15 protein-coding genes are annotated in these 16839 nt (G+C 64.5%); 3 read left to right on the top strand and 12 right to left on the bottom strand.

What is annotated here, in order from left to right:
• Positions 1–5 precede the first annotated feature (5 nt).
• Both CQY20_RS08855 and CQY20_RS08850 read left to right on the top strand, forming a co-directional pair.
• A complete protein-coding gene (locus CQY20_RS08855; RefSeq protein WP_097939705.1) occupies positions 6–1421 on the top strand; it encodes an aspartate ammonia-lyase in 1416 nt (471 codons plus the stop codon).
• Positions 1422–1449: 28 nt separating this feature from the next.
• Positions 1450–2160 carry a class II aldolase/adducin family protein gene (locus tag CQY20_RS08850; protein WP_097939704.1) on the top strand — a complete coding sequence of 237 codons (711 nt, stop codon included), beginning with the start codon at positions 1450–1452 and terminating at the stop codon, positions 2158–2160.
• A 35-nt stretch (positions 2161–2195) separates the two neighbouring features.
• Here the strand turns inward: CQY20_RS08850 and CQY20_RS08845 are convergent, their stop codons facing one another.
• The 7 genes from CQY20_RS08845 to CQY20_RS08815 form a co-directional block, all read right to left on the bottom strand.
• Positions 2196–3470 carry an MFS transporter gene (locus CQY20_RS08845; RefSeq protein ID WP_097939703.1) on the bottom strand — a complete coding sequence of 425 codons (1275 nt, stop codon included), beginning with the start codon at positions 3468–3470 and terminating at the stop codon, positions 2196–2198.
• Complete coding sequence (locus CQY20_RS08840) at positions 3467–5284, bottom strand: ABC transporter permease (protein ID WP_097939702.1); 1818 nt, start codon at positions 5282–5284, stop codon at positions 3467–3469. The genes CQY20_RS08845 and CQY20_RS08840 overlap by 4 nt, the downstream gene beginning before the upstream one ends.
• Positions 5281–6399 carry an ABC transporter ATP-binding protein gene (locus CQY20_RS08835; RefSeq protein WP_097939701.1) on the bottom strand — a complete coding sequence of 373 codons (1119 nt, stop codon included), beginning with the start codon at positions 6397–6399 and terminating at the stop codon, positions 5281–5283. Before CQY20_RS08835 ends, CQY20_RS08840 begins: the two co-directional genes overlap by 4 nt.
• Positions 6396–7469, bottom strand: coding sequence for an ABC transporter substrate-binding protein (locus CQY20_RS08830; RefSeq protein WP_097939700.1), 1074 nt, complete (start codon positions 7467–7469; stop codon positions 6396–6398). Before CQY20_RS08830 ends, CQY20_RS08835 begins: the two co-directional genes overlap by 4 nt.
• A 41-nt stretch (positions 7470–7510) precedes the next feature.
• Positions 7511–8560, bottom strand: a complete 1050-nt coding sequence (locus CQY20_RS08825; protein ID WP_097939699.1) for an ABC transporter substrate-binding protein — start codon at positions 8558–8560, stop codon at positions 7511–7513.
• On the bottom strand, positions 8560–10206 hold the full coding sequence (locus CQY20_RS08820) for a gamma-glutamyltransferase family protein (RefSeq protein WP_163700719.1): 1647 nt from the start codon (positions 10204–10206) through the stop codon (positions 8560–8562). The genes CQY20_RS08825 and CQY20_RS08820 overlap by 1 nt, the downstream gene beginning before the upstream one ends.
• A 236-nt stretch (positions 10207–10442) precedes the next feature.
• Complete coding sequence (locus tag CQY20_RS08815) at positions 10443–10964, bottom strand: cupin domain-containing protein (protein ID WP_097939697.1); 522 nt, start codon at positions 10962–10964, stop codon at positions 10443–10445.
• Between the two features lie 159 nt (positions 10965–11123).
• On the opposite strand from CQY20_RS08815, the gene CQY20_RS08810 reads away from it, so the two are divergent.
• The gene (locus tag CQY20_RS08810) at positions 11124–11576 is read left to right on the top strand and encodes a hypothetical protein (protein ID WP_133119048.1); all 453 of its coding nucleotides are present in this window, start codon (positions 11124–11126) and stop codon (positions 11574–11576) included.
• Here the strand turns inward: CQY20_RS08810 and CQY20_RS08805 are convergent.
• The 5 genes from CQY20_RS08805 to CQY20_RS08785 all read right to left on the bottom strand — a co-directional run bounded on the left by CQY20_RS08805 (position 11540) and on the right by CQY20_RS08785 (position 16787).
• Positions 11540–11848, bottom strand: a complete 309-nt coding sequence (locus CQY20_RS08805; protein ID WP_133119047.1) for a hypothetical protein — start codon at positions 11846–11848, stop codon at positions 11540–11542. The genes CQY20_RS08810 and CQY20_RS08805 overlap by 37 nt on opposite strands.
• Before the next feature lie 113 nt (positions 11849–11961).
• Positions 11962–12657, bottom strand: a complete 696-nt coding sequence (locus CQY20_RS08800) for a cupin domain-containing protein (RefSeq protein ID WP_097939694.1) — start codon at positions 12655–12657, stop codon at positions 11962–11964.
• A gap of 46 nt (positions 12658–12703) precedes the next feature.
• Positions 12704–13846: an ABC transporter ATP-binding protein gene (locus CQY20_RS08795; protein WP_097939693.1), complete on the bottom strand. Its 1143-nt coding sequence runs from the start codon at positions 13844–13846 to the stop codon at positions 12704–12706.
• 65 nt (positions 13847–13911) lie between these two features.
• Entirely contained in the window at positions 13912–15648 is a 1737-nt protein-coding gene (locus tag CQY20_RS08790; RefSeq protein ID WP_097939692.1) for an ABC transporter permease, read from the bottom strand.
• Positions 15645–16787 carry an ABC transporter substrate-binding protein gene (locus tag CQY20_RS08785; protein ID WP_097939691.1) on the bottom strand — a complete coding sequence of 381 codons (1143 nt, stop codon included), beginning with the start codon at positions 16785–16787 and terminating at the stop codon, positions 15645–15647. The genes CQY20_RS08790 and CQY20_RS08785 overlap by 4 nt, the downstream gene beginning before the upstream one ends.
• Positions 16788–16839 lie beyond the last annotated feature (52 nt).

The following is a 16839-nucleotide window of genomic DNA, read 5'->3' as shown; positions in this document are numbered from 1 at the left end:
AACCCATGCGGGTCGAGGCCGACTCCTTGGGGTCGATGACCCTGCCGGACGACGTCTACTACGGCGTGCACACTGCACGGGCGCTGCAGAACTTCGCGATCAGCGGGGTTGCGGTGTCGAACTACCCCGAGTTCGTCGCCGCGTTGGCGACCGTGAAACAGGCTGCCGCGCTTGCGAACCGCGATCTCGGCCTGCTGGATGCGCGACGAGCCGACGCGATCGTGCGCGCCTGCGAGGAAATCCAGGATGGGCGCTTCCACGACAGCTTCGTCGTCGACGTCATACAGGGCGGCGCGGGTACCTCGACGAACATGAACGCCAACGAGGTCATCGCCAACCGGGCTCTGGAGCTGATGGGGCACTGCCGCGGCGAGTACCAGCATCTGCATCCGCTCGACCACGTCAACCTCGGCCAGAGCACCAACGACACCTATCCGACGGCGATCAAGGTGGCACTGCGCATGCAGATTGCCCAGCTGCACGCCACGTTACTGGATCTGGCGAAGGCGTTCCGCGCCAAGGCGGTCGAGTTCGGTGACGTGGTCAAGATGGGCCGCACGCAGCTACAGGACGCGGTTCCGATGACGCTGGGGCAGGAGTTCGGCACCTACGCCGTCATGGTCACCGAGGACGCCGAACGGCTTCTCGAGGCCGGCCAATTGGTTTCCGAGATCAACCTCGGCGGCACCGCGATCGGCACCGGCCTCAACGCCGACCCCCGGTATCCGGAACTGGCCTGTAGGAAGCTGTGCGCGCTTACCGGGCTGTCGCTCGCCACCGCCAGCGACCTCGTCGAGGCAACCCAGGACGTCGGCGCCTTCGTCCAGGTGTCCGGGGTGCTGAAGCGCACCGCGCTCAAATTGTCGAAGATCTGCAACGACTTGCGGCTGCTGTCGTCGGGCCCGCGAGCGGGCTTAAACGAGATCAATCTGCCTGAGGTGCAGGCCGGTTCGAGCATCATGCCGGGCAAGGTGAACCCGGTGATCCCCGAAGCCGTCAATCAGGTGGCGTTCGAGGTCGTCGGCAACGACGTCACGATCTCCATGGCCGCAGAAGCAGGCCAACTGCAGCTGAACGCCTTCGAACCCATCATCGCGCACAGCCTGTTCAAATCCCTGACACATCTCGAGGCCGCCGCTGGGGCGTTGATCGACAAATGCGTCATCGGCATCACGGCGAACAGGGACCGGCTATATGAGTCCGTCGTCAACTCGATCGGCGTGATCACCGCGCTGAACCCGTTCATCGGCTACACCGAGGGCGCCAGAATCGCCAAACTGGCCCTCGCGACCGGCCGAGCGGTACCCGAGTTGGTGGTCGAGCAGAAGTTGTTGTCGCCCAACCAGGTGACCGAGCTCCTGCGGCCCGAGGCCTTTGTCGAGCCGCAGCGGCCTCCTACCGCCGTCTCCGCATCCGAATAGCCCGAACAGCTCAGATAGAAGGAAGCGCATGACCTCTGTCGACACCACCATGCAGTTGCGCGAGGACCTTGTCACGTGCACCCGTCTCCTCGTGTTCAGCGGGATTTTGGACTACAGCGGCCACGTCAGCGCCAGAATTCCCGGCACCGACCACGTGCTCATCCAACCGCGCGACATGAGCCGCGCCGCGCTCTCACCGCGCGACCTGCTCGTGGTGAACCTCGACGGCGAACTTGTCGAGGGCGACGTGCCGCCGCCCGCCGAGACCGACATCCACACCGGCGTGTATCGCGCGCGTCCCGATGTCGGCATGGTCTGCCACGGGCACCCCACGCTGTCCACCTCCTTCACGATGGTAAACACGCCGCTTCTGCCGATGCGCCACTTCGCCTACAAGCACCCGAACGGGTTACCCATTCACCCCGATCCGACGCACATCACCACACGCGAGCAGGGCGACGCGGTCGCCAGGACCCTCGGTGACTCGGACGCCTGCCTCCTGCGGTCACACGGAACCGTGTTGGTGGCCAACCGCTTCGACGTCCTCTTCATGGACTGCCTCGATCTGGAGGAGAACGCCAGGACCCTGCTCGCGGCCACCCAGGCGGGCGGAAAGCTGTTGCCCCTGACGGCCGAGGAGGTCAGGCTCGTCGGTGAAAGCTACGGACGTGGCGGCCATCGGCCCGCCAAGGTCTGGGAGCACTACATCCATCTGGGCAAGACCGCCGGCGTGCTCTAAAACCGATTTGCACAAGGCCACCGGGCCATTGCGTATCAACTGACGGCGTCACCCACCGGGGGATGCTCGGTGACATCACGCAGCCGCAGCACCCCGGCAAGGGTGACGGCCGATACGATCGCGAGAACCCCCAATGCCCAGCGAGGTCCGAGCGCGCTGGTCACTGCGCCAGCCGCCAGTGACCACACCGGGCGAACGCCGAGGTGCGCCATCGCGAACAACGACATCACCCGTCCGCGGTACTCGTCGGGCGACAGCAACAACAGTGTCGAATTGAGAACCGGGATCGTGAACGAGAACCCGATGCCGATCACGCCGGCGCCCAGCGCCGCCACGGTTACCAGGGTTGTCGTGCCCAGCGCGACCGCGCCTACTGCCGTCAGCCCGAACGCGCACAACAACATTCGGAAACCGCCGATCCGCGCGTAGACGCCTCCGAAGATCAACAAGCCGGCGAGGCTCCCACCGCTGTAAGAGGCGATCAACAACCCGGAGTGTGACACATCGATGTGCAGCCCGAGCGTCACGAACGCCGGCGACAGGGTGCGCAGGCCCTCCACCGCCGCGTTGGCCAGGGCGACGGTCAGCAGCAGTGTGATCATCGGTGGGGTGCGTCGCGCCAGTCGCAGCGCGCCGCCGTCACTGTCCTCGAGATCTTGCCTGCGCTGTTTGGCGCTGCGGCCGATCGGACCGATGACGATCATCGCCGCGATGGGGCCGAGGAAGCTCACACAGTTGACGCCGAATGCCCAGGGTGCGCCCGCGGTGACCAGGATCGCCGACGACAGCAGCGATCCGCCGATCTGCCCGACGGTGAACTGCAGGGTGTTCACCGCGGTGGCTTTCGGCAGGATGTCCTTGGGCACCAACGCCGGAACCATCGAGCTGAGCGCGGGTTTGGCGATCGCATAACTGATGCCGAACAGCGCTGCGGTGGCGATCAGCACCGCGGCGTTGGCCAGACCGAGGCAGGCCAACACGGTCAGCACCACACCGATGACGAACGCCACCGCGTGCGCGACGATGATCACCGCGCGCGGCCCGTAGCGGTCGGCGAGGTAGCCGCCAGGCAGGGCGAGCAGGAACACCGGCACGAAGTTGGCGAAACCCAGCACGCCGACCATCAGCGCCGACCCGGTCACCTCGTAAATGACCACGCCGGCGGTCACGCTCTGCAGCCACGTCCCGATGTTCGAGACAATGCCCGCCAACCAGTAGGCGACGAACCGGCGGTTGCGCAGTGGATGGCGCGGCTGCGCGTCGGTTGCGGCGGCTTCCACCGAAGCGTCGCCGTGAGCGGTTTCGGTCACTGGTAGGCGACCGCCGCCAACGCCTTCTGCGGTTCTTCAGCGGCGTCGGCGGGTGGCGGCGGTGCATCGTCGGAGCGCCTCTGCCGCTTGGACTTCCGTTGCCCCGGTGTCCACCGGCCCGCGGCGAACGACAGCGCACCGAGCACCAGGGTGATCACGATCATGATGATCGACAACGCGCCCGTCTCTGCGGTATCACCGTTGTCCCAGCGGTTCCACACCAGCGTGGCCAGCATGCTGCTGTTCGCACCGCCCAGAATGAGCGGGATCGACAGGTTCTTCACGCTCAAGAGCGCCACCAACAGGAACCCGTTCACATAGGAGGGCAGAGCCAACGGCACCAGGATTCGCCAGAACGTCTGGAAAGCCGAGGCACCACTTGCTGTTCCGGCTTCTTCCAGCTCCTGCTTGATCGCGCCGATGCCGGTGTTCATCTGCCGGGTCGCGAGGGAAAGATAGCGGGTGAGCAGCGCGATGACGATGATCCAGATCGTGCCGTAGACCGGAATCGAGACGTACAGATAGATCATCGCGATGGCAAGGCCGATCACCAGTGCGGGAATGGCGTGCGGGATGAACGCCAGCACGTCGAGCACCGAGCGCAGACTTGTCTTGCTGCGCACGATGATCCACGACACCAACGCGGCCAGCGTCATCGTCGCCAGGCCGGTCACCACCGCCACCACCATGGTGTTGGTCAGTGATTGGGTGAACAGCGTGCTGCCCATCACGGTGCGGTAGGCGTCGAGGCCACTGTTGGCGATGCCCGACCACGACGGCACCGAATAGAACGGGTGCAGGCTCGTGTACAGCAGGATCAGGGTGGGCAGGATGAACTCGAACAGCACATACAGGCCGAGGAACGTCAGGCCGGCGATCTTCGCGCGCAGGCTCAGTTCGATGCGGCGGCTGCGGTAGGCGTTGCCCGACACCGTCGCGTACCGCTCGGAGCGGCCGATGATCCGCTGGTAGTAAATGAGTGGAAGCAGGACGATGACAATGAGCAGGATGCCGTAGGTGCTGGCAAGGCCGTATTGCGGCAGCCCCGTCGAGGGCTGCACCTGCAGATAGATCTCGGTCGACAACACCACGATGTTGTTGCGAAGCCCGATTGTGACTGGCACGTCGAAGGATTCGATCGTGGTGGCGAGCTGGTAGACGAACGCCGAGAGTATGGCGGGGGTGAGTAGCGGCAGGGTGACCTTGCGCGCGACGACCCGTGGTGGCGCCCCGCTGGCGCCCGCGGCGTCCTCGAGCGAGACGTCCAGGGCGCGGAACGCGGCGGTGAGCAGTAGGAACGTCACGGGAACGAGCCCGAGCCCCTCGACCAGGATCATGCCGGGCAGCGTGGAGATGTTGAACGGGCCGTCGCCGCTGAGGCCGAAGATGTTGCGAATCCACACATTCAGCACGCCGTTGCTGGGGTTCAGGAGCAACGTCCATGCGATCGCGGAGATGAACCCGGGCGTGCCGATGCCCGCGATGATCATCACGAACGCGAACCCCTGGGCCGGTAAGTTGGTGCGTTCCACCAGCCAGGCCGCGATTATGCTGATAACGAACGCCAACATCAGCGAGCCCAGGCTCAACACGATCGTGTTGGCGACCAGTTCCCAGGTTCGCGCGTTGGCGAACACCTCTTTGTAGTTGACCGCCGACCAGAAGCTGGTGCGGCCGAACGGCAATCCGCGGCCCGGGTCGCGCAGACTGGCCAGGATCAAGATGACCAGCGGCACCACGACCAGGTACAGCATGACGACCAACACGATGAGCCGGGTGGCGACCTGGCCGATCTGGCCCCGAAGCATGTTCATACGGCTGCGTCGATCCTCGAGTCCGGGAGGATTCGGCACACCGCCGGGTCCGCGCACATCACGACATGGCGTTGACCTATCGCCGTGCGTGAAGGTCCACGGACGATGATGTCCTGGCCGCTTTCGGTGACCACCTTGAACTCGGTGATCGCGCCGGTGAACGAGGCGAACATCACTTCGACCGGCCAGACGTTGCGCTGGTCGATGGAGATCGACGAGGCAGGCTGCTCTGCCAGCCGCAGGTCCTCCGGCCGAATGGCCACCGAAACCTCGCTGCCCTCGGGTAGCGGATCGGGGCCCGAAACGGCGTACAGCTCACCGAATTTCGTTTCCAGCGTGGTGAACTCGGCTGACCACTTCAGCACCGTGCCCTTCACGATGTTGGTCGCACCGACGAAGTTGGCGACGAACTCCGAGGTTGGCGCGTTGTAGATGTCCTTCGGGCTGGCTTCCTGCTCGATCTTGCCGTCGCGCAGCACCGCCACCCGATCGGACATGGCAAGCGCCTCGATCTGGTCGTGGGTGACGAACAGCGTGGTGATCTTCAGCCGCTGCTGGAGTTGCCGGATCTCCTGACGCATGTGCTCGCGCAGCTTGGCGTCCAGATTCGACAGCGGCTCGTCCAGAAGCAGCACGGCAGGACGGCGAACGAGCGCGCGGGCCAGCGAAAGCCGTTGCTGCTGGCCACCGGAGAGCTGTGTCGCCATCCGGCTCTCGTAACCGGAGAGCCCGACAAGCGAAAGCGCTTCGCCGACCGCCTCGTCGATCTTGGCCCGATTGCGGCGCCCCGCCACCCGCAGTGGAAACGCCGCATTCTCGAACACCGTCATGTGCGGCCAGATGGCGTAGCTCTGGAAGACCATGCCGAGATCCCGCTTGTGCGTCGGCACTAAACGCGACGCCGAGAACACCTCGGCGTCGCCGAGTCGGATGGTCCCGGAGTCGGGCCGCTCGAGGCCGGCCACACAGCGCAGGGTGGTGGTCTTGCCGCAGCCGCTCGGTCCGAGCAGCGTGTAGAGCTCGCCCTGCGCCACCTCGAAGGACACGCCGTCGACAGCGGCGACGGTCGCGCCCTGGTCCGGATAGCGCTTGTGCAGCCCATCGATCTTGATCATTGGTTCCTGCCGGCCCACACGGCGCTGATCTTCTCTGCGGTGTTGGCGACCAGAACCGACTCCGCGGGTTCCTCGATCGCCGCCAACTGACCCGCCGCCGCTTCCTCCGGTAGATCCACGTTGCCCTTGAATGCGTATTCCTGCTTGGCTTTACGGCCGGCATCGCTGTTCAGCCAGGCGGCCCAGCAGGCGCCGGCATTGGGGTGCGGTGCACCGACGGGCACGGCGGTGTAGTAGTCAACTGCCGGAACGACATCGAGGTACTTGATCTTCACGGGTGCGCCCTTGGCCTGCTGTTCGGCGGTTTCTGCGGAGCGACCGTTGGTCGTGATCTTGTTCTCGCCGCTGGCGACGGTCAACAGGCCGGCGGTGGCGCCCTGCACGATCTGCGGCTTGACCGTCTGGCTCAACTTGGTGACATAGTCGACGGTCTTGTCCTCGCCCCAGACGATGGCCAGCAACTGCAGTGGGTCGCCACGGGGATCGACCACGACCTTGCCCTCCCACTTCGGGTCGACCAGTTGCTCCCACGTGCTGGGCACCTCTGAATCGGAGACCTGATCGGTGTTGTAGGTCAAGCCGATTGCAATGCGCTCAGTGCGGACCGTGTTGCCGTCACCGATGTGGTTGGGGTCGACACCCATCTTCGTGTAGTCGATATCGGTGTTGATCAGGTTGTCGTCGAGCAGCGGTCCTGCCTTGTCCATGGTGACCGAGATGGCGTCGACGCCGCTTGCGTGCCCGGCCTGCGCCTCGGTGACGAGCTTCTGCACCAGGTCATCGGGCCGGACCTCGACCGAGGTGAGTTTGATGCCGGGATAGGTCTTTGCGAATTCGGCGAAGATCTTCTCGTACGCTTCGGGGTCTTCGCTGTTCCACGAGACGAGCTCGCCCTCCTTCTCGGCGGCCGCACACACCTCCTCCAGTGACCCCGCCACCACAGCGTCAGCCGAATTCGCGGCCTTGGACGGATCGTCCATCCGCTCTTCCGGATCGCTGCACCCGGTTGCGATCACCAGGCCGGCGCAGAACAGCGCGGCATAGGCCTTGCGGCCCTTCACAATTGTCATGTCAACCTCCGGGGGTAATCGCTACTTCGGGGACACATCTGTCAACTCCGGCCCGCCCACACGGCACTGATTTGGGCGACGGTGTCGGCGACCTCGGCTGCTTCGTCGGCGTTGGTGATCACCGCGAGCTGGGCGTTGCCCGCCGCGGGCGGAAGGTCGTCGTTGGCTTTGAAGGCATATCGCTCTTTGGCCTGCCGTCCTGGATCACTGTTCAGCCACGCGGTGAAGCAGGCACCTGCATTGGGATGCCGTGCGCCGACGGGGACGGCGGTGTAATAGTCAACGGCGGGAACCACATCGAGGTACTTGATTGCGACGGGTGCGCCCTTCGCCTGCTGTTCGGCGGTCTCGGCAGACGGGCCGTTGGTCGTGATCTTGTTCTCGCCGCTGGCGACCGTCAGGATCCCCGCGGTGGCACCCTGCACGATCTGCGGCTGCACTGTCCTGCGCAGCCGATTGACATAGTCGACCGTTGGGTCCTTGCCCCAGACGATGGCCAGCAATTGCAGTTGATCGCCCCGCGGGTCGACGACGACCTTGCCCTGCCACTTCGCGTTGACGAGTTCGTCCCAGGTATTGGGCAACTCCGATGCGGCCACTTGGTCGGTGTTGTAGGTCAGTCCGATCGCGATTCGCTCTGTGCGAACCGCGTTCTGGTCGGAGATGTACTTCGGTTGCACACCAAGCTTGGTGAAATCGATGGCGGTGTTGATCAAGTGATGGTCGAAAAGCGGCCCGGACTTGTCCATCATGATCGAGATCGCGTCGACCTCGCTGCGGTGTCCGGCGTCGGCCTCGGTGACCATCTTCTGCACCAGGTCGTCGGGCCGGACCTCGACCGAGGTGAGTTTGATGCCGGGGTAGGTCTTCGAGAATTCGTCGAAGATCTTCTGGAACGCTTCGGGATTCTCGCTGTTCCACGAGACGAGCTCGCCCTCCTGCCGGGCGGCCTCGCAGACCTCCGTCATCGTGCCTGCCACTACCGCTTCGGCGTTCGCGTCGGGGGAGGAGGTACGCGACGCTTCCGGATCGGCGCATGCGGTCGCCACGAGCAGTACGGCACACACGGCGCCAAATGCGTTGCGGTTCATCACCGGACCACCTCCTGGCCGACGAGTGCGAGGCCGCCGTCGCCGCGGGGATCGGCGGCGCCTTCCCACCGGGCCTCGCCATCGGTACGCCACAGCACGTGGACCTTGCCGAAGTACGGGTCGTAATTGCGGAGATGACGCAAGACCTGTCTGCCGGAGGCCTCGATCGCGCGGACCACCGGCGTGGGGATGCGGCCCTCGCACTGCACCTTGCCGTCGAGTTGGACGTTGATGCGCGGCGCGCCGACCGCATGCCAGGGGTCCCACCGCCGGTCCACCAGATGGGAGATGACCTGGACCAACGCGGTGACAATGCGGGTGGAACCGGAGGCGCCCAGAACTCCGATCAGTTCGCCTGCACCGTCGAAAGCAAGCCCAGGTGACATCGACGCGGGACGAGTTGCCCCTGGCCGCAAGGAATTCCACTTTCCGGGCCGGGGATCGTAGCCGTGCATGAAATTGTTGAACATGAAGCCCAGCCCGGGCGAGATGACGCCGCTGCCCGACGCGAGCGTGTGCGTCGCCGACGCGGCGTTGCCGTCGCGGTCGACCACAGCGATGTGGGTGGTCGAGGGGGGTTCGTCGTCGAGCGCTCGCATCGACCCTTCGTCGGCCACACCGACGGAGGTAAGTGTGCGCTGTCGTGCGTAGTCACGGGACACCAGGTATTGCACCGGTATCTCGGTGTCGCGGCTTCCGGCCAGGTATGTGAACTTGTCTTCCAAGGCGCCCTGGAGTGCCTGCGCGACGGCGGTGATGGCGTCGGTGGTCGGCCAGTCCGGCACGTCGTCGGGCTGCAGCACGGCGATCAGGTTCAGCGCCGCCAGGATGCTCACGCCGCCTGCCGGAAACCCCGGGAAGGCCAGTGTGGTGTCCCGGTAGGTCGTCGTCAGCGGCGGATTCTCCGACACCGAATACTCTTCGAAATCTTCTGTCCGCAGTAAACTTTCGTGCGCAGCAAGATCGCCGACCATGGCCTCGGCCAGCTCGCCGCGGTAGAAGTCCGCGGCACCCTTACCCATCAGGTGGCGCAGGGTATTGGCGAGGTCGCGATTGCTGACCCGATGGCCGAGGGGCAGCGGTTTGCCGTCATCGGTGTAGAGCGCGCGGCCGGTTTCGGAATACGCCATGCGCGCCAAACCGCCGGGCTTGTCGGGGCCGTCGTCGGAATACCAGGAGACGCGTTGCGCCTCGGTGAGGGCGAAACCCTCTTCTGCCAGCGCCGCGGCGGGTTCGAGTACCGCACTCCACGGCATGGTGCCGAACATCTCGAGGGCCCTGGCCATGCCTGCGACGGTGCCGGGGGTGGCGACACTGCGGTGGCCGATCTCGTTGTGACCGCCTTCGACGACAAACCCGTAGTCGTAGGTGAATTCGCGTTGCAGAACGTCGGCCGACTTGCCTTCCTCGACGGCGAGCGGGGCGCGGGCGAAGAAGTCGAGGACGGTGTTGCGTCGGGTCGATGCCTCGTGCACCGTCATCACGCCGTAGCCGCCCAGACCGCACATGAGCGGGTCGACCACGCCTTGCACCGCCATGCCGGCGACCACGGCGTCGACCGCGTTACCGCCAAGGCCGAGGACCTCCATGGCCGCGTCGGCCACGACGGGCTGCGGACAGATGACGGCGGGCCCCTGCCTCGTCATCGCGTAGGTCATCGCCCAGCTTCCGAATCGAGTGAGCGGCGGGAGGAAATGGAAGACATCGCGGATTCAAGATAATAAATCCACTTGTCGTTGTCGTCAGATTTCTTCACATTCCCGCCAGAGTTAACGTGATCTTCAAGAGCCATGGTCAAAGGCCTGGTTGGGGCCGATATGGCGATGGCCGTGCCACTGCCAGGGTGGGGTGGCAGGACACGGCCATCGGGCGCTGCAGCGACTTACTCTTGGTTCTCGGGGAATCTCTCAATCTGATGCAGGCCCAGCGCCTTCACCGCGAAGGTGTCCTGGACCGCCAGGTACCGGGCCACCTCTGTCTCGCTGTCGTTGAAGTGCTGGTGCCACATCCACACCGGGAAACTGAATAAGTCGCCTTCCTCCCAATCGATTCGTTGCTTGTTCACGCCATCCCAGCTGATGATGGTGTGGCCGACACCGCGGACGATGTAGATGACGGCCTCGGTCGTGTGCCGGTGATTGACGGACTTGCCCTTGGGGGGAAGTTCACTGACGTGGGGCTGCAGACGGATGTCGCCGCCCAGCCGATAGAAACGGGCCTTGGTGTTGCGGTATTCGCGTGGCGTCAGCTCGGTGGTCCTGAGGTCTTTGACGATCACCGCTTCGGTCGGGGGATTCTTCCGGTTCCACTGCTCGCGATTGGTCATCTCGCTGTTCGCGGTCTCGCTTAGAGCCTGGTCGCGGATTTCGATCTCCTCGATCGACTCGATCCTCTTTTCGGGCATCGTCGCGGTCTCTCCTCGTCTGCGGGGCGGGCCGGCACATCGCCGGTTCGATACATGATAATGGATACAATCTTCACGTCAACAGGTTGGCGACGATAAGCTGACGTTGAATTTCACTGTCCACCAGATATCTGGCAAACCGCTGCTCAGGAGTTGTAGATGACACAACCGGCACGTCAGCCGTGGGAGACGCGAATCGTCACGGACGCATTGCCGTCGGGAGCGAGACCCGTTGCGGCTCTGTGGATGCCGGTTGCCGGTCGCGCGCTGCGCAATTCACCCGACGACGTCGTCGCGCTCACCGAGCAACAGGTGCGCGACCGCTTGCCGAAGGGCGAACAGCTCGTCATTTCGATCGGCAGGGACGACCTCGCCGGTCACGATGACGACGAGCTGACCAGGCTGGTTGAGTCGACAGACGGCGGCGTGATCGTGGTCGGGGTGACCTATGACCGGCAGAACTCGGTGCGCGTCTACGACCAATCGTGTCCGGAATGCGGGTCGAGCACCGCCACGCTCCTCGGGCCTGCCGACCAGCACGTCGCACCCGAATTTCGGTCGCAGGCCAATCTGTATCAGTGCGCTGAGTGCGGAACCGCCTGGGACGCTTGAGCTTTCCGAGTGTCGCACACCTCGAGCAAACGCGCCGCCGTGGTCGGGTGGATCTGACGGCGATATTCGGCGACGGCGCGCCGCAACCGGCTCAGGTAGCGCTCTCTGGTCAGACCGAACCTCACCAGGAGTTCGTCGCTGGGCGGCCCGCCGTAGGGCAGCCAGCTGACGGTGAAGGTCAACAGTTCGTGATCCTCGCGGCCGATGCCGTGTGGCCGCAGCACGGGCGCGAGCTCACGCCCCTTGGATTTCAGCTGTGATCGAGTAGCCATCGGTGCCACGCCTTCCGTAGCAGAGCAATTCACGTGTGGTCGCTGACCCCCACCGCCGAGGGGCGGGGGAAACGGTGGGGGCCAGCAGTCCCGAGGACCGCGTCGACCGGCGGTCAATCGTTGTGAGTGATGAAACCTTCCGGACCGAACCGGACGCCCTCTTCGGGATTGATGCTGTAGTAGGAGTACGGCGAGTAGCTCTTCGCCTCGATCTCCTTCTGCACCTCTTCCATCGGCACGTGCTTGCCCGCCTCGACCTTGCGGTCCAGGCCGAGCCAGTCCAGCATCCGCTTGTTGGTGATGCCCAGATACAGCACCGGCTCGTCACCGGAGTTGACGTGGGTGTGCCACTGCATCGACGGGATGTACATGAAATCGCCCTGCTCCCAGGGGACGACCTCGCCCTGCACCTCGCTGTGGCCCTTACCCTTCATGATGTAGATCGCGGCCTCGTTGTGGTGCTTGTGCAGCCGTGTCGCCTGGCCCGGTTTGAGCTCGGAGATGTGCAGCTGAATCGTGCGCAGCGGCAGGTCGACGTCGCGCGCGGGGTGGCGTCGATCGCTGTCGGCGTACAGGTCAAGGTGCGGTTGCTTGTGCAGAAGCTTGCCCGCCGCCAGGGGCCGGACCTCGTCCTCGTGGTAGTGCAGTTTCCCGCGCCTGCGCGGCGAATTCGGGTCTCCGCCGTCGGCGTCGTGGCCGTGGCCGTGACTGTGGCTGTGACCGCCGTGGTCGTGCTGGTGGCCGTTATCACTGTGGTGGCCGTGGTCGTGGGCCACTTCCTCGGTAGCCTCGGTCTGTCGCTCGGTCATATCCCGTTCCTCTGTCGTGGTGTCGTATTCGATGATCTGTCTTCGGTCATGTCGAGATGGCGGTGCGTTCTGAGCTTTCTCCAATCGTGTTGCGGCGTAACGCAATGCAGTATTCCGCTGGCAACGCCAGGGTGATCGGCTTGCCGGTGGAGTACCGCTGTGATGCCGGGGTACGGCAGCGGATCGTGTCGTTTCCGACGCGGATCTGGTAGTCCATGCAGTCGCCGGTGAACAGCCGTGTGACGACCGTCCCGGTGAACATGTTGGGCCCGCTCGGGGTGGTGTCGGCCATCACCTGGATCTGCTCTGGTCGGATCGATACCACACACTCGTCGCCGTCGGTCAGATCGACGATGTTGTCGACGATGAGCGTGGCGTCGGCCGTGCGGACGGTGCCGCCGCGTCCCGAGTGTTGTGTGACAACCCCTTTGAGGAAGTTGGTCAGGCCGACGAAGTCGGCGACGAAGTCGTTCTCGGGCTCCAGATACACCGAGAACGGATTGCCGATCTGGCTGATCCGACCCTCGCACATCACGGCGATCTCGTTCGACATCGACAGCGCTTCGGACTGATCGTGTGTCACATAAACCGTCGTGATGCCTTGCTCGCGCTGAAGGCGTTTGAGTTCGAACCGCAGCGACTCGCGCAGTTTCGCGTCGAGGTTCGACAACGGTTCGTCGAGCAACAGCACCGCCGGCTCGATCACCAGGGCGCGCGCCAGCGCCAGCCGTTGCTGCTGGCCGCCCGACAACTTGGTGGCGTACCGCCCTGCCAGATGCCCGAGCCCGACGACGTCGAGGGCGCGCTCGACGCGGCGCTTGACCTCGCTCTTGGAGGTGCGTCTGCGCGCCCCGACACACAGCGGGAAGGCGACGTTGTCGTAGACGTTCATGTGCGGCCAGATCGCGTAACTCTGGAACACCATGCCCAGGTTGCGCAGGTTCGCCGCCACCGAGATGCCCTTGGAACTCGAGAACAACACCTTGCCGTTGACGGAGATGTCGCCCTTGTCAGGCTTCTCCAGGCCGGCGATGCAGCGCAGCGTCGTGGTCTTGCCGCAGCCGCTCGGGCCGAGCATCGTGAAAAAGCTGCCTTCCTTGACGGTGAAGCTCACTTCATCGACAGCGTTGACGCGGCCCTGCTGGGACTCGTCACGAAATCCCTTGCACAGACCCGTTACTTCGAGCATCCCTATCCACCCGCCTGCGGTCGTCGGTTCTGAACTGGTGGCAACGTCGTCTTTGGCATCGCGCGCTACGCCTCCCGGACGCCGATCTTGGCGCCGAGCTTGTAGGCCACCGCCACCAGCGCCATCAGGACGACGACCATGCACACCCCGAGTGCGGCAAGCACGCCGGTCTGCCCGTTCTGCCAGAACTCCCAGATCGTCACCGACATGACGCGGGTGTTCTGCGAGTAGAGCAGGATCGAGCTCGACAGCTCCCGCACCGACACCACCACGACATAGATCCAGCCGGCGACCAGGCCAGGCGCCATGAGCGGTAACACGATGCGGCGGAACGTATCCCGCCATGTGGCGCCGCTCATCTTCGCCGACTCCTCGAGTTCGGCGCCGACCTGGGCCAACGAGGACGCCGAGTACCGCATGCCGTAGGGCAGGTAGCGGGTCACGTAGGCGATGAACAGGATCACCAGCGTGCCGTAGATAGGCAGTGGTGAGCGCAGGTAGATGAAGATCAGCGCCACGCCGAGCACCAGGCCGGGCATCGCCAGCGGAAAGCTCGCTAGCAGGTCAAGCAGCTTGCGTCCCTTGAACTTCGACTTGAGCACCATCCACGAGATGATCGCCGTGAAGAGCATGACCGCCGTGGCACTCGTCAGCGCCAGGATCACCGAGTTCTTTATCGAATCGGTCACACCGCGGGCTTCGAAGAGTTCGGCGTAGTTGCTGAACGTCAGTGAACGCAGCGGTTCGATGCCCGGCGTCTGGTAGAAGGGCAGCAGCGACATCCACAGCAGGATGAGCATCGGTGCGACGACGGCGATCAGGAAGTAGAACATGAACCCGATCGACACCGGCCAGCGCCACTTGCCAAGGTCCAACGTGCGCGGCCGAAAGCCCTTGCCGGTCACGGTCTGAAAACGTTCGCCGCGGCGGTTCATGTACTGCACGAGAAGCAAGCCGAGCGCGGTGATCAGCAGCAGGGTCAACGAGTAGATCGACGCCTCGTCGTACTTGATCGGATAGGTGTGCAGTGCGTCATAGATCCGCGACGTGAACACCCAGGTGCCCGAGGGCATTCCGAGCACGGCAGGCGTCTCGAATGACTCCAGCCCGCGCACCACCATGATCAGCACCGCGCCCAGCAGCGCGGGCCGGACCAGCGGCAGCGTGACGCGGCGCACCGTCTGCGGCACCGTGGCGCCGCTCATCATCGCCGATTCCTCGAGCGACGGATCGGTGGACCGGAACGCGGCGTACATCAGTAGAAACACCAACGGCGACAGGTGCAGCCCGTCGATGATGATCATGCCGGGCAGCGAGAACGCGTCGGGGATCAGGAAGCCGAGCCCGACGCTGGCGAACATCTTCTGGAACACGCCGACGTTGCCGCCGATCAGGTAGACCCACGAGATCGTGTAGAGAATGCCCGGAACGATCAGCGGAACGATCGAAGCGGCATAGAGCAACGGCTTGAGCGGGGCGTTGGACCGTACGCAGAAGAAGGCCAGCGCGGTGCCGGTGACGCAACTGACGAAGGCCGAGCCCGAGGCGAAAAGCACCGAGTTGAGCAGCATCTCGGGCGTCCCGGGCACGCTGTAGGCGGCGGCGATGTTGGCGAGGCCGAAACCTTGGCCGGTCGTCAGGCCCCGCCACACCAGATACACCAGCGGCGAGATGACCAGGTATCCGAGTACGACGATGACCGCGCCGCCCATGATCCAGGTGGCCCACGGCCTGCGCCCCGCGCTCCCGGGAGCAAGCCGCTGCTCCCGGGGTTCGGGCGGCGTCTCGAGGAGCTGGGTCATCCCTGGTTGCCGCTAGCGTGCACGACGCTCTGCCATAGATCCGACCACTCGGAGTACTGTTCGGAGATCTCCTCGACGTCGGTCTTGATGGGCTCGATCTTCACGCCGCCGAAGCTCGACTCGGCCATCTGCTCGTTGCTCGGCGTGCGGTCGTCGTCGATGAACGCCTGCTGGCCCTCGGGGCCAAGGATGAAGTCCTGCAACAGGAGTGCGCCCGCGGGGTTGGCCGACGCGCACGGCACCGAGATGCCGGTCACCTCGGCGACGACGGGCACCTTCACCGGGGTGAACTCAATCGGAGCACCTTTGCCCTGCAGTTCACGGATCCGGTGGATGTAGTTGTTGGCCGCGATGCCGTACTGGCCTGCGACCACCAGGTCAGTGGTGGTGGTGTGGCCGTCGGTGATCGCGGAGTTCGCGGCGATGTCCTTGAAGAGCTGCACGGCCTGGTCCTTGGTCATGCCCTGGGACTGCAGGTAGTTGACCATCGACGCGAACCAGAACACGTCGCTGCCTTCCAGCGCGAGCTTGCCCTTGAACCGCGGATCCTTCAGATCCTCAAACGATTTCGGCGCGGCATCGTTGGGGATGATGGTGGTGTTCCACACCGGCACGATGTAGCTGAGCCGGTCGCCGGTGAAGTTCTCGAACTTCGCGCTCTCGGTCAAACCGTCGAGGAACGGCGAGTCGGCGGGGGCCAGCAGGTGATTCTGGTCCAGGATCGCCATCTCGAGTGAATCCAACTCGACGATGTCGGCGCCGGCGAAGTTGGCCTGCGACTCCTGCAGGACCCGCTCCCGGATCTGCTCGCTGCCTGCGCGGTACACGCTGACATGTAGATCGGAGTACTTCTCTTCGAAGGGGTCGGTGATGACGGTGGGGTCGTTGACCTCGGTGTAGAGGTTGATGGTGCCGTCGTTGGTGTTCTTGGCTTCCTCGACGAGTGTCTTCTCGCGGTCGGCGGCCGACATACCCTTGAGCTTGTCCTGTAGTTGCACCACCGCGCTGTCGGTGCATTTGTCGGCCGCGGCGCCACTGGACTCCGACTCACCGCCGGGCGCCGAGCACGCCGCGAGCAGCATCGCCGCCGATGCCAGACCAGCGATGAGGCCTTGCGGCTTAGGATGGAAACCTGACATCGGTAACTCCTGATCTGTTGTGCGAGTGGAAGATTGGGCGGAGTCAGAAGGT

Origin of the sequence: Mycolicibacterium agri (genome assembly GCF_002553505.1) — a bacterium.
Taxonomy (GTDB): domain Bacteria; phylum Actinomycetota; class Actinomycetes; order Mycobacteriales; family Mycobacteriaceae; genus Mycobacterium; species Mycobacterium agri.
The sequence above is the reverse complement of the archived record's forward strand: the minus strand, read 5'-3'. Positions and strand labels throughout refer to the sequence as shown.

Coding starts and splice junctions, on each gene's coding strand:
- CQY20_RS08815 (WP_097939697.1), bottom strand. CDS start 10,964: ATGCCCGAAAAGAGGATCGAGTCGATCGAGGAGATCGAAATCCGCGAC.
- CQY20_RS08800 (WP_097939694.1), bottom strand. CDS start 12,657: ATGACCGAGCGACAGACCGAGGCTACCGAGGAAGTGGCCCACGACCAC.
- CQY20_RS08790 (WP_097939692.1), bottom strand. CDS start 15,648: ATGACCCAGCTCCTCGAGACGCCGCCCGAACCCCGGGAGCAGCGGCTT.
- CQY20_RS08850 (WP_097939704.1), top strand. CDS start 1,450: ATGACCTCTGTCGACACCACCATGCAGTTGCGCGAGGACCTTGTCACG.
- CQY20_RS08810 (WP_133119048.1), top strand. CDS start 11,124: ATGACACAACCGGCACGTCAGCCGTGGGAGACGCGAATCGTCACGGAC.
- CQY20_RS08855 (WP_097939705.1), top strand. CDS start 6: ATGCGGGTCGAGGCCGACTCCTTGGGGTCGATGACCCTGCCGGACGAC.
- CQY20_RS08820 (WP_163700719.1), bottom strand. CDS start 10,206: ATGACGAGGCAGGGGCCCGCCGTCATCTGTCCGCAGCCCGTCGTGGCC.
- CQY20_RS08785 (WP_097939691.1), bottom strand. CDS start 16,787: ATGTCAGGTTTCCATCCTAAGCCGCAAGGCCTCATCGCTGGTCTGGCA.
- CQY20_RS08835 (WP_097939701.1), bottom strand. CDS start 6,399: ATGATCAAGATCGATGGGCTGCACAAGCGCTATCCGGACCAGGGCGCG.
- CQY20_RS08805 (WP_133119047.1), bottom strand. CDS start 11,848: ATGGCTACTCGATCACAGCTGAAATCCAAGGGGCGTGAGCTCGCGCCC.
- CQY20_RS08795 (WP_097939693.1), bottom strand. CDS start 13,846: ATGCTCGAAGTAACGGGTCTGTGCAAGGGATTTCGTGACGAGTCCCAG.
- CQY20_RS08825 (WP_097939699.1), bottom strand. CDS start 8,560: ATGAACCGCAACGCATTTGGCGCCGTGTGTGCCGTACTGCTCGTGGCG.
- CQY20_RS08830 (WP_097939700.1), bottom strand. CDS start 7,469: ATGACAATTGTGAAGGGCCGCAAGGCCTATGCCGCGCTGTTCTGCGCC.
- CQY20_RS08840 (WP_097939702.1), bottom strand. CDS start 5,284: ATGAACATGCTTCGGGGCCAGATCGGCCAGGTCGCCACCCGGCTCATC.